At 59.5% G+C, this 13,657-nt stretch carries 13 protein-coding genes; 5 read left to right on the plus strand and 8 right to left on the minus strand.

Annotated features, from left to right (window positions below; all coding sequences use genetic code 11):
- Nucleotides 1-32 precede the first annotated feature (32 nt).
- Nucleotides 33-809 carry an SDR family oxidoreductase gene (locus tag JK621_RS04345; RefSeq protein WP_212558779.1) on the minus strand — a complete coding sequence of 259 codons (777 nt, stop codon included), beginning with the start codon at nt 807-809 and terminating at the stop codon, nt 33-35.
- A 25-nt stretch (nt 810-834) separates the two neighbouring features.
- On the minus strand, nt 835-1,473 hold the full coding sequence (gene tesA, locus JK621_RS04350) for a multifunctional acyl-CoA thioesterase I/protease I/lysophospholipase L1 (RefSeq protein ID WP_212560119.1): 639 nt from the start codon (nt 1,471-1,473) through the stop codon (nt 835-837).
- Between tesA and ybbA the strand changes: the two genes are divergently transcribed.
- The 4 genes from ybbA (at nt 1,444) to galE (ending at nt 7,469) form a co-directional block, all read left to right on the plus strand.
- On the plus strand, nt 1,444-2,130 hold the full coding sequence (ybbA, locus tag JK621_RS04355; RefSeq protein ID WP_212558780.1) for a putative ABC transporter ATP-binding protein YbbA: 687 nt from the start codon (nt 1,444-1,446) through the stop codon (nt 2,128-2,130). The two genes, tesA and ybbA, sit on opposite strands and share 30 nt — an antisense overlap.
- Complete coding sequence (ybbP, locus tag JK621_RS04360) at nt 2,127-4,559, plus strand: putative ABC transporter permease subunit YbbP (RefSeq protein WP_212558781.1); 2,433 nt, start codon at nt 2,127-2,129, stop codon at nt 4,557-4,559. Before ybbA ends, ybbP begins: the two co-directional genes overlap by 4 nt.
- 407 nt (nt 4,560-4,966) lie before the next feature.
- Nucleotides 4,967-6,373, plus strand: coding sequence for a sugar porter family MFS transporter (locus JK621_RS04365; protein WP_212558782.1), 1,407 nt, complete (start codon nt 4,967-4,969; stop codon nt 6,371-6,373).
- Between the two features lie 73 nt (nt 6,374-6,446).
- On the plus strand, nt 6,447-7,469 hold the full coding sequence (gene galE / locus JK621_RS04370) for a UDP-glucose 4-epimerase GalE (RefSeq protein ID WP_212560120.1): 1,023 nt from the start codon (nt 6,447-6,449) through the stop codon (nt 7,467-7,469).
- 186 nt (nt 7,470-7,655) lie between these two features.
- Here the strand turns inward: galE and purK are convergent, their stop codons facing one another.
- The 4 genes from purK to ppiB form a co-directional block, all read right to left on the minus strand.
- On the minus strand, nt 7,656-8,723 hold the full coding sequence (purK, locus tag JK621_RS04375) for a 5-(carboxyamino)imidazole ribonucleotide synthase (protein ID WP_212558783.1): 1,068 nt from the start codon (nt 8,721-8,723) through the stop codon (nt 7,656-7,658).
- Nucleotides 8,720-9,244: a 5-(carboxyamino)imidazole ribonucleotide mutase gene (purE, locus tag JK621_RS04380; protein WP_126480807.1), complete on the minus strand. Its 525-nt coding sequence runs from the start codon at nt 9,242-9,244 to the stop codon at nt 8,720-8,722. Before purE ends, purK begins: the two co-directional genes overlap by 4 nt.
- A gap of 165 nt (nt 9,245-9,409) precedes the next feature.
- On the minus strand, nt 9,410-10,132 hold the full coding sequence (locus tag JK621_RS04385) for a UDP-2,3-diacylglucosamine diphosphatase (protein WP_212558784.1): 723 nt from the start codon (nt 10,130-10,132) through the stop codon (nt 9,410-9,412).
- A 10-nt stretch (nt 10,133-10,142) separates the two neighbouring features.
- Entirely contained in the window at nt 10,143-10,637 is a 495-nt protein-coding gene (gene ppiB, locus JK621_RS04390; protein WP_212558785.1) for a peptidylprolyl isomerase B, read from the minus strand.
- A 428-nt stretch (nt 10,638-11,065) separates the two neighbouring features.
- On the opposite strand from ppiB, the gene cysS reads away from it, so the two are divergent.
- Entirely contained in the window at nt 11,066-12,451 is a 1,386-nt protein-coding gene (gene cysS / locus JK621_RS04395; protein WP_212558786.1) for a cysteine--tRNA ligase, read from the plus strand.
- 61 nt (nt 12,452-12,512) lie between these two features.
- Here cysS and ybcJ read toward each other — a convergent pair whose 3' ends face one another.
- Both ybcJ and folD read right to left on the minus strand, forming a co-directional pair.
- Nucleotides 12,513-12,725, minus strand: coding sequence for a ribosome-associated protein YbcJ (ybcJ, locus tag JK621_RS04400; protein WP_212558787.1), 213 nt, complete (start codon nt 12,723-12,725; stop codon nt 12,513-12,515).
- Between the two features lie 10 nt (nt 12,726-12,735).
- Nucleotides 12,736-13,602 (minus strand): bifunctional methylenetetrahydrofolate dehydrogenase/methenyltetrahydrofolate cyclohydrolase FolD, encoded by an 867-nt coding sequence (folD, locus tag JK621_RS04405; RefSeq protein ID WP_004949430.1) that lies wholly within the window; start codon nt 13,600-13,602, stop codon nt 12,736-12,738.
- Between the last annotated feature and the right edge of the window lie 55 nt (nt 13,603-13,657).

Below are 13,657 nucleotides of genomic sequence, written 5' to 3' on the forward strand. Positions count from 1 at the left end.
CGGGGCGGCATTCTTCAACCCCTGCGGCCCAATTAACCGTTGCTGCGCAGCAGCCAGTCCAGGCAGCGGCCGGGCAGAATGCGGCGCAATACGCTCAGCGCGTGCGCCAGCAGGGTCACCGGATAGCGCAGCCTGGCGCGCGGGTTTTCCAGCGCGTGGCGCAGCTTCGGCAAAATGGCCTCCGGCGGCAGCGTCAGACGCCTGGCGATGCCGGGGTTATGCACCGGATTATCGCTCTGCGCCTGGTTCACGTTCTGGGTAAAGTGGGTCGAAATCGGGCCGGGTTCAATCAGGCTGACCTGAATGCCGGTGCCGTGCAGCTCCATGCGCAGCGCGTCGGACCAGGCTTCCAGCGCAAACTTGCTGGCGGCATAGGCGCCGCGTCCGGCGCTGGAGACCAGCCCCATCACCGAACTGGTTTGAATAATGCGCCCTTCGCCGTGCGGCAGCATCGCCGGCAACAGCAACTGGGTCAACTGGTGGGTGCCAAACAGGTTGGTGGAGAATTGCCGCTCCAACTGCTGACGGGAAATGCTGCTCAGCGGGCCGTAAACGCCGAAGCCGCCATTGTTGAACAGGCCATACAGCCGGCCGCCGGTCAGTGCGATCACCTGCGCAGCGGCACGTTCGACGCTGTCGCTATCGTCCAGATCCAGCTCAATGCCTTCCAGCCCCAGTTGACGCATATTTTCCACGTCCTGCGGCTTGCGGCAGGCGGCCAGCACCCGGTAGCCGCGATTACGCAGATCCTGCGCTGCAATCAGTCCTATCCCGCTGGAACAGCCGGTTATCAATACCGCTTTTTGCATAACTTTACCTAGTGTACAACCCTATTTAGTTAGACTCATGTTTTACTAGAGGTTCCAGGCGTTCCGCCATCCAGGTGGCGATAAACGGTTGGGCGTCCTTATTGGGGTGCAATCCGTCATCCTGCATCCATTCCGCTTTCACCACCACCTGTTCCATATAGAACGGCAGCAGTGGAATGTCGAATTGTTTGGCAAGCTGCGGGTAAATCGCGCTGAAAGCCTCGGTATAGCGGCGGCCATAGTTGGGCGGAATGTGGATTTGCATCAGCAGCGGCTGCGCACCGGCTTGCTGCACCAGAGTAATGATCTGGCTGAGATCGCGTTGCACGTCCTGCGCCGGGAAACCGCGCAGGCCGTCGTTGGCGCCCAGTTCGATCAGCACCCAGCGCGGTTGGTGTTGTTGCAGCAGTGCGGGCAGGCGCGCCAGCCCTTGCGCGGCGGTGTCGCCGCTGATGCTGGCGTTCACCAACTGCGGTTCACCCGGTTTTTTCTGCCATTGGTCGGCCAGCAGCGTCGGCCAGGCCTGCGCCACCGGCAAGCGGTAACCGGCGCTTAAACTGTCGCCTAAAATCAATAAGGTATCGGCGGCGACAGCGCGTAAACTGAATAATCCCAACAGCAAAAGGAAGGGAAGATGCCAGCGGAAAACGTTCTTGAAGTTCATCATCTTAGTAAACACGTTGGTCAGGGTGAGCATCAGCTCTCCATCCTTACCGGAGTCGAGCTGGTTGTCAAACCCGCGCAGACAATTGCCCTGATTGGCGAATCCGGCTCGGGCAAATCGACGCTGTTGGGGATCCTCGCCGGGTTGGACGACGGCAGTGCAGGAGAGGTGCATTTGTTGGGGGAATCGCTGACCGCGCTGGACGAAGAAGGGCGCGCGGCCCTGCGCGCCAAAAACGTCGGCTTTGTATTTCAGTCATTCATGCTGGTGCCGACGCTCAACGCGCTGGAGAACGTGCAACTGCCGGCGCTGCTGCGCGGTGAGAACGACAGGCAGAGCCGCGAGCAGGCGGTTCAGTTGCTGGAGCAACTGGGGCTGGGCAAAAGGCTCGATCACCTGCCGGCGCAACTTTCCGGCGGCGAGCAACAGCGGGTCGCGTTGGCGCGTGCGTTCAGCGGCCGGCCGCGAGTGTTGTTTGCCGATGAGCCGACCGGCAACCTCGATCGCCAGACCGGCGAACGCATCGCCGATTTGCTGTTCTCTCTCAACCGCGATTTCTCCACCACCCTGATCCTGGTCACCCATGACGAAACCCTGGCGGCGCGCTGCCAGCGGCGGCTGCGCCTGCGTGAAGGCAAGCTGTGGGAGGAAGCATGATCTGGCGCTGGTTCTGGCGGGAATGGCGTTCGCCGTCACTGCTGATCGTCTGGCTGGCGCTGACGCTGTCGATGGCCTGCGTGCTGGCGCTGGGCAGCATCAGCGATCGCATGGACAAGGGGCTGAGCCAGCAGAGCCGCGATTTCATCGCCGGTGATCGGGTGCTGCGCAGCGCCCGGCCGGTGCCGGAAGGCTGGCTGCTTGATGCACGGCAGGAAGGGCTGAAAGTGAGCCGCCAGCTGTCGTTTACTACCATGACTTACGCCGGCGACAGGCCGCAATTGGCGGACGTGAAAGCCACCGATCTGGCCTATCCGCTGTACGGCAAGCTGGAAACGCGCCCGGCCAACGTCAAGCTTGAACCGGGCAGCGTGCTGGTGGCGCCGCGCTTGCTGGCGTTGCTGAATGTGAAAGTGGGGGACTCGCTGGACGTGGGCGACACCCGCCTGCGCATTGCCGGTGAAATTCTTCAGGAGCCGGACTCCGGCTTCAATCCGTTCCAGACGGCGCCGCGCATCATGATCAACCTGGCGGATGTGGATAAAACCGGGGCGGTGCAGCCGGGCAGCCGCCTGAGTTACCGCTATATGTTCGCCGGTTCGCCGGAGGACATCCAGCGTTACGAAACGCGCCTGACGCCGCAGCTCCACCCCGACCAGCGTTGGTTTGGGTTGCAGGAGTCCGGCAGCGCGCTGGGCAAATCGCTGCAACGATCGCAACAGTTCCTGCTGCTGTCGGCGCTGCTGACTCTGCTGCTGTCGATCGCCGCCGTGGCGGTGGCCATGAGCCACTATTGCCGCAGCCGTTACGATCTGATCGCGGTGCTGAAAACGCTGGGTGCCGGCCGTAACGCCTTGCGTAAGCTGATCGTCGGTCAGTGGCTGGCGGTCATTTTGCTGGCGGCAGCGTGCGGCGGCATTATCGGCCTGGGGTTTGAAGCGGTGCTGATCCGGCTGCTGGCGCCGGTGCTGCCGGCGGAGTTGCCTGCCGCCGGGGCCTGGCCGTGGTTGTGGGCGATCGGCGCGTTGCTGATGATTTCGCTGCTGGTGGGGCTGCGGCCGTACCGGCAATTGCTGGCGACCCAGCCGCTGCGGGTGTTGCGCCGCGACGTGGTGGCCAACGTCTGGCCGCTGCGCTACTTCCTGCCGGTGACGGCGCTGATTGTGGTGGCGATGCTGATCGCATTAATGGGGGCCAGCACGCTGCTGTGGTCGATCCTCGCCGGTATTCTGGTGCTGGCGCTGCTGTTGGGCGCCATCGGCTGGGGCAGCCTGCTGCTGCTGCGCCGCATTCGGCTTCAAAACCTGGCGTTGCGGTTGGCGGTCAATCGCCTGCTGCATCAGCCCTGGGTCACGGTCAGCCAACTGGCGGCGTTTTCGCTGTCGTTTATGCTGCTGGCATTGTTGCTGGTGCTGCGTGGCGATCTGCTCGACCGCTGGCAACAGCAACTGCCACCGGACAGCCCGAACTACTTCCTGCTGAACCTGACCGAAGCACAGGTGCCGCAGGTGAAAACCTTCCTGCAGCAGCACCAGGTCAAGCCGGAAACCTATTACCCTATTGTACGCGTGCGCCTGACCGAGATTAATCAGCAGGTGGCGACCGAGCGGGTACACGAGGACGATCCGGGCGGCGAGGCGGTTAACCGCGAACTGAACCTGACCTGGCTGGCGGATCTACCGGCGCATAATCCGCTACTGGCGGGCAGTTGGCCGCCGAAATCCGGTGAGGTGTCGATGGATCAGGGCATTGCCGGGCGGCTCAAGGTTAAGCTGGGCGACACGCTGACCTTCAGCGGCGATACCCAGTCGTTCAGCGCCAAGGTCACCAGCCTGCGGCAGGTGGATTGGGAAAGCCTGAAGCCGAACTTTTACTTCATCTTCCCGCCGGGTGCGCTGGACGGTCAACCGCAGACCTGGCTTACCAGTTTCCGCTATGACGGGGACGGCCAGATGCTGACCCAGCTTAACCGGCAATTCCCGACGCTCAGCCTGCTGGACATCGGGTCAATCCTGAAACAGGTCGGCGGAGTGCTGCAACAGGTCAGCCGTGCGCTGGAGGTGATGGTGGTGCTGGTGGTGATTTGCGGTGGCCTGTTGCTGATGGCGCAGGTGCAGGTGGGTATGCGGCAACGGCGCCAGGAGCTGGTGGTGTACCGTACTCTGGGGGCCAGCAAACGCCTGTTGCGCAGCACACTGTGGTGCGAGTTTGCGCTGCTTGGGCTGGTGGCGGGCATTGCGGCGGCGGTGGGGGCAGAGGCGGCGCTATGGTTGCTGCAAAGCCAGGTATTCGATTTCCCGTGGGCACCCACGCCGGTGTTGTGGTGGGCATTGCCGCTGCTCAGCGCGTTGCTGTTGTCGCTGTGCGGTGGTTGGCTGGGCGTGCGGTTACTGCGCGGCCAGGCATTGTTCCGCAGCTACGAGGGTTAAACCGCCGCATGGTCGGCCCGGCCCCCGTTATCGGGAGCCGGGCCGATATCTTTATTGAAACCTCACAAATTCCCCTTCATGACCGTCTGCCTGGAAAGTGCCTTTGCTCCTTCGCTGAGCAGACAATTCAAGTGAAATCGATTACAAATAAATGGCTGTTTTTTAAGGTTGGTATCGAGGGCTGATAAGGGTGGGCGGTTTTTTTGATCATTTCGGTAAATGATATGAGGTTATTATTATTTATAATCAATAGTATATGTTTGTTTTTTAGCATCGATATGTGGTTTTGTGAAAATTAAAATAATGTAACCGTTTCCACTAATGTGATCTCACTCACTTACCGCCTGCGGATTGCCTCCTATCATGACGGCTAACTGATTCAACGTTATCTATTGGATGGAGGCTGTATGGGTGTTACCGCCAAAATTGCGTCGGCTGAGAACAGCCACACGAATGCCGGTATGACTTTTTTCGTCTGTTTTCTGGCTGCGCTAGCCGGGCTGCTGTTTGGCCTGGATATCGGCGTGATTGCGGGCGCTTTGCCGTTTATCGCCGACTCTTTTCACATCACCAGTTCCCAGCAAGAGTGGGTGGTCAGCTCGATGATGTTCGGCGCGGCGGTCGGCGCCGTGGGCAGCGGCTGGATGAATTTCCGCATCGGGCGCAAATACAGCCTGATGATCGGCGCGATCCTGTTCGTGGCAGGGTCGTTGTGTTCCGCAGCAGCGCCCAATGTGGACATATTGATACTCTCGCGCATTCTGCTGGGGCTGGCGGTGGGCATCGCTTCCTATACCGCGCCGATTTACCTGTCTGAAATCGCGCCGGAGAAAATTCGCGGCAGCATGATTTCGATGTATCAATTGATGATCACCATCGGGATTTTGGCCGCCTACCTGTCTGATACCGCGTTCAGTTACACCGGCGCCTGGCGCTGGATGCTGGGGGTTATCACCATTCCGGCCGGCTTGCTGCTGATTGGCGTGTTCTTCCTGCCGGACAGCCCGCGCTGGCTGGCCTCGCGCAATCGCCATGAACAGGCGCGTCAGGTGCTGGAAAAGCTGCGCGACAGCAGCGCCCAGGCACAGCATGAACTGAACGAAATCCGTGAAAGCCTCAAGCTGAAGCAAAGTGGCTGGGCGCTGTTCAAGGGCAATAAAAATTTCCGCCGCGCCGTTTTCCTCGGCATCCTGTTGCAGGTCATGCAGCAGTTTACCGGCATGAACGTCACCATGTATTACGCGCCGAAGATTTTTGGCCTGGCGGGTTTTGCCAGTACCGAACAGCAGATGTGGGGAACGGTGATCGTCGGGCTGGTTAACGTGCTGGCTACCTTTATCGCCATTGGGCTGGTGGATCGCTGGGGCCGCAAACCGACGCTGATCCTCGGTTTTATCGTGATGGCGGTGGGCATGGGCGCACTGGGAACTATGATGAGTATCGGCATGAGCTCGCCGGCGACGCAATATTTCGCCGTTATCATGCTGTTGATGTTTATTGTCGGTTTCGCCATGAGCGCCGGCCCGTTGATTTGGGTGCTGTGTTCAGAGATCCAGCCGCTGAAAGGCCGTGATTTTGGCATCACCTGTTCCACTGCCACCAACTGGATCGCCAACATGATCGTCGGCGCGACCTTCCTGACCATGCTCAATTCGCTGGGCAGCGCCTCTACCTTTTGGGTCTACGCGGCGCTCAACGTGGCGTTTATCTTTATTACGCTGGCGTTGATCCCGGAAACCAAAAATATCTCTCTGGAACATATCGAACGTAATCTGATGGCCGGAAAGCCATTACGCAACATCGGCACGCGCTAGTCGGCTGGCTGCGCGCATGAAACGGGCTTATGCCTCGGGTGTTAGCGCCCGAGGCTGATGAAAGGGGAGCATGATGGCGATTTTAGTGACCGGCGGTGCCGGATACATAGGTTCGCATACGGTACTGGCGCTGCTGGAGCGCGGTGAAGAGGTGGTGGTGTTGGATAATTTGGTCAACGCTTCCGAAGAGTCCTTGCGCCGTGCCGCGCAACTGACCGGTAAAGCGGCGGCGTTTTACCAGGGGGATGTGCGGGATGCGGCATGCCTGAGCCGGATCTTCGGCGAGCACCAGATCGTTTCGGTGATCCATTTCGCCGGTCTGAAAGCGGTGGGAGAATCCACCCGCAAGCCGCTGGAGTACTACCAGAACAACGTAGCGGGCACGCTAGTATTGCTGGAAGCCATGCGCGAAGCCGGAGTTCATCAGTTTATCTTCAGCTCTTCGGCGACGGTGTACGGTGAAGAGACGCCGGTGCCTTACCGCGAAGACATGCCTATTGGCGGCACGACCAGCCCTTACGGCACCTCCAAGTGGATGGTGGAGCAGGTCCTGCAGGATTTCGCCAGAGCGGAACCGGCCTTTTCCATTGTCTCTCTGCGCTACTTCAACCCGGTGGGCGCCCATGAGTCCGGATTGATGGGGGAAGACCCCAGCGGCATCCCGAATAATCTGTTGCCTTATATTGCTCAGGTGGCCGTCGGCAAGCGGGATCATCTGAGCGTGTTCGGCGGGGACTATCCCACCAAAGACGGAACCGGCGTGCGCGATTATATTCACGTGATGGATCTGGCGCAGGGCCACCTGGCGGCGATGGATCACCTAAAACAGATCGCCGGTTTTAAAGCTTATAACCTGGGTTCCGGGGTAGGGCATTCGGTGCTGGAGATGGTGCATGCGTTCGAGAAAGCCGCCGGCGTTGCCGTGCCTTATCGGATTTTACCGCGCCGTGCCGGGGATTTGCCCGCTTTCTGGGCCGATGTCAGCCTGGCTAAACGGGAACTGGGCTGGGAAGTGCAACGCGGGCTCGATGAGATGATGCGCGATACCTGGAACTGGCAGAGCAAAAATCCGCAGGGCTATACCCGTCATACTTGAAGCTGCCTCTTTGTTGGCTGCGCTTGCGAGCCCCAGTCACATAGTTATCTATGCTCCAGGGGCTTACAAGCTTGCCGCCGCGATGCAACGCCAATTATTTAGGGTACGGCGTGATTAGCTTTTCATCGGCAGTAAAAAGGGTTCAACTCATCGAGTTGAACCCTTTGTTTTTGGCGCGGCGTAATGCTAAGCCAGCTTTTGCTGTGCCCAGGCCAGTCCACTTTGGTATTCGGCCGGCAGCAGCGGCGCCAGTGCCTGCAACGCCTGTTGCAGCGCGGCGGCGCTCGGATCGTTCAGGTTGAGGTGGCCGACCTTGCGGCCTTCGCGCACCTCTTTCTCGTACCAGTGCAAATGCACCAACGGCAGCGCCAGCCACTGTTGATTCACGGCGGTGCCGATCAGGTTGACCATCACCGACGGTGTGCTTACCACCGGTTTCGGCAGCGGCAGGGCGAGAATAGCGCGCAGGTGCAGCTCGAACTGGCTGATGGAAGCGCCGTTTTGCGTCCAGTGGCCGCTGTTGTGCACCCGTGGCGCCAGCTCGTTAATCAGCAGGCTGTCGCCAACGATAAAGCATTCCATCGCCATTACACCGACGTAGTTCAACTCGTCGAGGATCGCCGCCAGCATCTGTTCTGCCTGCCGTTGCAGGGCCGGATCAGGTTCGGGCAGCGCCACGCTGGTGCGCAGAATGCCTTCTTCATGCAGATTATGGGTCAGCGGATAGAACACCGACTTGCCGTCGTGCCCGCGCGCGCCCACCAGCGAAACCTCGCCGGAGAAGTTAATCCCCTGCTCGACGATGCACTCGCCGTAGGCATCCGCCGGCAGTTCCGCTTCCTGGCCCGGGCGCAAGCGCCATTGGCCGCGGCCGTCGTAACCGCCGACGCGGCGTTTGACGATCGCCAGTTCACCCAGGGTGGCGAACACCTGCGGCCATTCGGCGGCATCGGCCAGCAATTGCCACGGCGCGGTGGCCAGGCCGAGCTGATCGAGCAGCTGTTTTTGCGTCAGGCGGTCCGCCAGACGGGGGAAAATATCGCGATTGACGAAGCTGTTGTGGGTCGCCAGTTCACGCGTCAGCGCGGTTTCCGGCCAGCGTTCGATTTCGGCGGTGATCACGCTGTTTTGATAGGGCACCGCTTCCGGCTCGGCGTCGAGGCCGACCGGATAAACGGCGATGCCCAGCGGTTCACCGGCCTGGCGCAGCATGCGCCCCAGTTGGCCGTTGCCCAGTACGCAAACCGGCTTCATGCTTCCTCCCGCGGATCCGGGTTGTTCAGCACGTCTTCGGTCTGCGCCTGGCGCCAGTCGGCCAGACGTTGTGCCAGCGCGGTGTCGTGCAGCGCCAGAATTTGCGCCGCCAGCAGCGCGGCGTTGGCCGCACCGGCTTTGCCGATCGCCAGAGTGCCGACCGGAATGCCGCGCGGCATTTGCACGATAGAATACAGGCTGTCTACACCGCTCAGCGCGGCGCTTTGTACCGGAACACCCAGCACCGGAACCAGCGTTTTCGCCGCCAGCATGCCCGGCAGGTGCGCAGCACCGCCCGCACCGGCAATGATCACGTCAAAGCCATTGGCGCCGGCCTGTTCGGCGAAGCTGAACAGCTTGTCTGGCGTGCGATGAGCGGAAACGACTTCGACATGGAACGGGACATCGAGTTGGGTCAGGATTTCGGCCGCGAACTGCATGGTGGCCCAGTCACTTTTCGATCCCATTACAATTGCGATTTTAACCCCAGCGTTGGCGGCTGAAGCGGCGTTGGCTCCCATGGGTGTAAGGCTCCTGTAAGTGTACAAACGACGGCCGGTTGCCTGCGGCGGGAGGCCGAATGAGGGCGCAGATCATACCATGAGCGCACGGCGAGGAAAACGGTTGCGTCGCCGGTTTTCACCGTCGCAAACGCGAATTTTTTACTCGCGTGGCAAGTCAGGGGGTTAGAAAGGAAATTGGATCAGTTCGACGGCGTCGGCGCTGACTTTGATCATCGAACCTTCAGCGTGCCAGGCACCCAGTACCACGCGGTGGGCCTTGCCGTTGCTCAGTTTCAGCTCGTGCATCGCCGGGCGGTGGGTATGGCCGTGGATCATCCAATGCACGTTATGGCTCAGCATCGCCTGCTCCACCGCCTGCGGGTTGACGTCCATAATGGCTTGCGATTTGCCCTGATTGCTCTGCCGGCTGCGAGCGCGCATCTTGGCGGCGATCTTCAGGCGCCAGCGCAGGGGCATGGCCAAAAACAGCTTCTGGATTAACGGGTTGTGCACCTTGCGGCGGAACTGCTGGTAGGCCCGATCGTCGGTACACAGCGTGTCGCCGTGCAGGATCAGGATTTTGCGGCCGTACAGCTCCAGCACTTTCTCTTCCGGCAGCAGATGCATGCCGCTGGCGCGGGCAAAGCGCTTGCCGAGCAGGAAATCGCGGTTACCCTGAATAAAGTAGCAGGGCACGCCGGCTTGTTGCAGCGTCTTCAGCGCAGCGGCAATCTCCGCATGCAGCGGCTCGGGATCGTCATCGCCGATCCAGGCTTCGAACAGATCGCCAAGAATGTACAGGGCTTCGGCGTGGATCGCATCGTGCCGCAAAAAACGCAGAAAACCGGCAGTGATTGCCGGTTCCTGTGCGCATAAGTGCAGATCCGCGATGAACAGCGTGTTCATGCAGCCGCGATTACTCGCTGACGGTAACGCTGGTGACGATGACGTCTTCTACCGGAACGTCCTGGTGCATGCCGCTGCGGCCAGTTTTCACGGCTTTGATCTTGTTGACCACGTCCATGCCTTCAACCACTTCGGCAAATACGCAGTAACCCCAACCTTGCGCGTTCTCGGCGCGGAAGTTCAGGAAGTCGTTGTCAGCCACGTTGATGAAGAACTGAGCGGTAGCGGAGTGCGGATCGTTGGTACGCGCCATCGCCAGGGTGCCCACGGTGTTTTTCAGACCGTTGTTGGCTTCGTTCTTGATGGTCGCTTTGGTGTCTTTCTGGTTCATGCCAGGCTCGAAACCGCCGCCCTGAATCATGAAGCCATTGATAACACGGTGGAAGATAGTGTTGTCGTAGAAACCTGCACGGCAGTAGTTCAGGAAGTTTTCAACGGTAACCGGCGCTTTGTCAGCAAAGGTGTTGATAACGATGTCGCCGTGATTCGTGTGGAAAGTAACCATAGTTTTAGTCCTAACAAGATGAAGTGAGACGTCACGTAGAGCGAGTGAACATTCAGACCGACCTTATAACATATCTCTTTTAGCGAGTCAGCAGCGGCTAGACCGCGCAGGCTCTGTGGTAAATTGGGCTTTGTTATATTATAACAATAACGGTGGGCATTAATTTATACCCTATGGCTTTCAAGTTGCAGCCAGGCGGCAAACGCAGGAGTCCCCAGGATCTTACTTAGGTCAGTGACTGGGGTGAGGGCGCGCAGGCAACAACGCTGCGGCTTGCGAGATGACGGGTATATCACCGATTTGCGCAACCCGTCGCAGCAAAGCGCGGGCTTAACCTTGCATTAGATCAGGCTTCGGGTTTCAATACACCTGCTAGGTCTATAGCCTAACTCCCTTTTTTGTTATCACGCACACCACGGAATGTCCCGATGCTAAAGATTTTTAATACCCTGAGTCGTCAAAAAGAGGAATTCAAACCCATTCATGCCGGTAAAGTGGGCATGTACGTGTGCGGGGTAACCATCTATGACCTGTGTCATATCGGCCACGGGCGTACCTTTGTCGCTTTCGACGTAGTGGCGCGTTACCTGCGCTATCTCGGCTATTCGCTGGATTATGTGCGCAACGTGACCGACGTTGACGATAAAATTATCCGCCGCGCGACAGAAAACGGCGAAAGCTGCGATCAACTGACCGCACGCATGCTGGCGGAGATGCACGCGGACTTCGATTCGCTGCTGATCGAACGCCCGGATCAAGAGCCGCGCGCCACCCAGCATATCGCAGAGATCATCGAGATCACCCAACGCCTGATCGATCGCGATCACGCCTATGTCGCCAGCAATGGCGACGTGATGTTCTCGATTGACAGCGATCCGCAATACGGCCTGCTGTCGCGCCAGGATCTGGATCAGTTGCAGGCCGGTGCGCGCGTCGAGATTGACGACGTGAAGCGCAACCCGATGGACTTCGTGCTGTGGAAGATGTCCAAACCGGGCGAGCCGAGCTGGCAATCGCCGTGGGGCGCGGGCCGCCCAGGCTGGCACATTGAATGTTCCGCCATGAACTGCAAGCAGCTCGGCACTCATTTCGACATCCACGGCGGCGGTTCGGATCTGATGTTCCCGCATCACGAGAACGAGATTGCCCAGTCCACCTGCGCCCACGATGGCCCCTACGTCAACTACTGGATGCACACTGGCATGGTGATGACTGACCGCGAGAAGATGTCGAAATCGCTGGATAACTTCTTCACTATCCGCGACGTGCTCGGCCATTACGATGCCGAGACGGTGCGTTACTTCCTGATGTCCGGGCACTATCGTAGCCAGCTGAACTACAGCGAAGAGAACCTCAAGCAGGCGCGCACCGCGCTGGAGCGTTTGTACACCGCACTGCGCGGCACCGACGCCAACGCGCAACCGGCCGGCGGCGAAGCCTTCGAAGCCCGCTTCCGCGAAGCGATGGACGACGATTTCAACACCCCGGAAGCCTACTCGGCGCTGTTCGATCTGGCGCGTGACGTTAACCGCCTGAAAGGCGAAGACATGGCGGCGGCCAACGGGCTGGCGGCGGAACTGCGCAAGCTGGCGAAGGTGCTGGGCCTGCTGCAACAGGAGCCGGAACAGTTCCTGCAAAGCGGCGCACAGGCTGACGACGGTGAAGTGGCGGAGATCGAGGCGTTAATCAAACAGCGTAACGACGCGCGCAAAGCCAAAGACTGGGCGTTGGCGGATGCCGCTCGCGATCGGTTGAACGAGATGAATATCGTGCTGGAAGACGGCCCGCAGGGCACCACCTGGCGCCGTAAGTAACAGGCGCAGCCGCAAACAAAAAAGGCGCTGATTATCAGCGCCTTTTTCTATGGAGCGGGGCTTAGGGCTTAACCACAACCTGGCCGCCGTTAAACTCCACCACCTGATCGGCGACGATTTTGCAGCGTTTGCGCGTTTCGGCTTTGCCGTTCACTTTCACCAACCCTTCGGCGATGACTTCTTTGGCGGCGCCGCCGCTTTCACACCAGCCCTGGAACTTGAGCAGGTCGCACAGTTCGACGTGCGGGTGATTATCCAGATTAAAAGTTTCCATACTGCCTTACTTATTTAGGTTGAACGTCGTGATATTCCTCGCAGGCCTGCAAGGTATTTTGGATCAGTGTAGCAACGGTCATCGGGCCAACGCCACCCGGAACCGGGGTAATGTAGGCTGCACGCTCACTGGCGGCATCGAAATCCACGTCGCCGACCACTTTACCACTTTCCAGACGGTTAATGCCGACATCGACCACGATCGCGCCCGGTTTGATCCAGTCGCCCGGAATAAAGCCCGGTTTACCGACCGCCACCACCAGCAGATCGGCGTTTTCAATATGATGACGCAGGTTCTTGGTGAAACGGTGGGTCACGGTGGTGGTGCAACCGGCCAGCAGCAGCTCCATGCTCATCGGGCGGCCAACGATGTTGGATGCGCCAACCACCACGGCATTCAGGCCGTAGGTGTCGATGTTATAACGCTCGAGCAGGGTGACGATGCCGCGTGGGGTGCAGGGGCGCAGCTTCGGCGCGCGCTGGCACAGGCGACCGACGTTGTACGGGTGGAAACCGTCGACGTCTTTATCCGGATGGATGCGTTCCAGCACTTTGACGTTATCGATGCCGGCCGGCAGCGGCAGTTGCACCAGAATGCCGTCGATTTCGCCGTCGGCGTTCAGCTTGTCGATCAGTGCCAGCAGCTCGGCCTCACTGGTGGTGGCAGGCAGATCGTAAGAGCGGGAAAGGAAGCCCACTTCATCACAGGCGCGGCGCTTGCTGGCGACGTAAATCTGTGACGCCGGGTTCTCGCCAACCAGCACGACCGCCAGGCCTGGGGCGCGTTTGCCGGCCGCCAGACGTTGTTTAACTTGCTCAGCCACTTCGTTTCTAACCTGCTGCGCAATCGTTTTACCATCAATAATCTTTGCTGCCATCAGTGAGGAAATCCATCAATTAAGAAAAGCGGGGGATGGCGCTATTTTGTCAGAA

The organism is Serratia plymuthica, assembly GCF_018336935.1.
Lineage (GTDB): Bacteria > Pseudomonadota > Gammaproteobacteria > Enterobacterales > Enterobacteriaceae > Serratia > Serratia plymuthica_B.

Excerpts from the sequence above, each read along its gene's own strand:
- JK621_RS04345 (WP_212558779.1), bottom strand. The coding sequence starts at position 809 with ATGCAAAAAGCGGTATTGATAACCGGCTGTTCCAGCGGGATAGGACTG.
- ybbA (WP_212558780.1), top strand. The coding sequence starts at position 1,444 with ATGCCAGCGGAAAACGTTCTTGAAGTTCATCATCTTAGTAAACACGTT.
- tesA (WP_212560119.1), bottom strand. The coding sequence starts at position 1,473 with ATGAACTTCAAGAACGTTTTCCGCTGGCATCTTCCCTTCCTTTTGCTG.
- ybbP (WP_212558781.1), top strand. The coding sequence starts at position 2,127 with ATGATCTGGCGCTGGTTCTGGCGGGAATGGCGTTCGCCGTCACTGCTG.
- JK621_RS04365 (WP_212558782.1), top strand. The coding sequence starts at position 4,967 with ATGGGTGTTACCGCCAAAATTGCGTCGGCTGAGAACAGCCACACGAAT.
- galE (WP_212560120.1), top strand. The coding sequence starts at position 6,447 with ATGGCGATTTTAGTGACCGGCGGTGCCGGATACATAGGTTCGCATACG.
- purK (WP_212558783.1), bottom strand. The coding sequence starts at position 8,723 with ATGAAGCCGGTTTGCGTACTGGGCAACGGCCAACTGGGGCGCATGCTG.
- purE (WP_126480807.1), bottom strand. The coding sequence starts at position 9,244 with ATGGGAGCCAACGCCGCTTCAGCCGCCAACGCTGGGGTTAAAATCGCA.
- JK621_RS04385 (WP_212558784.1), bottom strand. The coding sequence starts at position 10,132 with ATGAACACGCTGTTCATCGCGGATCTGCACTTATGCGCACAGGAACCG.
- ppiB (WP_212558785.1), bottom strand. The coding sequence starts at position 10,637 with ATGGTTACTTTCCACACGAATCACGGCGACATCGTTATCAACACCTTT.
- cysS (WP_212558786.1), top strand. The coding sequence starts at position 11,066 with ATGCTAAAGATTTTTAATACCCTGAGTCGTCAAAAAGAGGAATTCAAA.
- ybcJ (WP_212558787.1), bottom strand. The coding sequence starts at position 12,725 with ATGGAAACTTTTAATCTGGATAATCACCCGCACGTCGAACTGTGCGAC.
- folD (WP_004949430.1), bottom strand. The coding sequence starts at position 13,602 with ATGGCAGCAAAGATTATTGATGGTAAAACGATTGCGCAGCAGGTTAGA.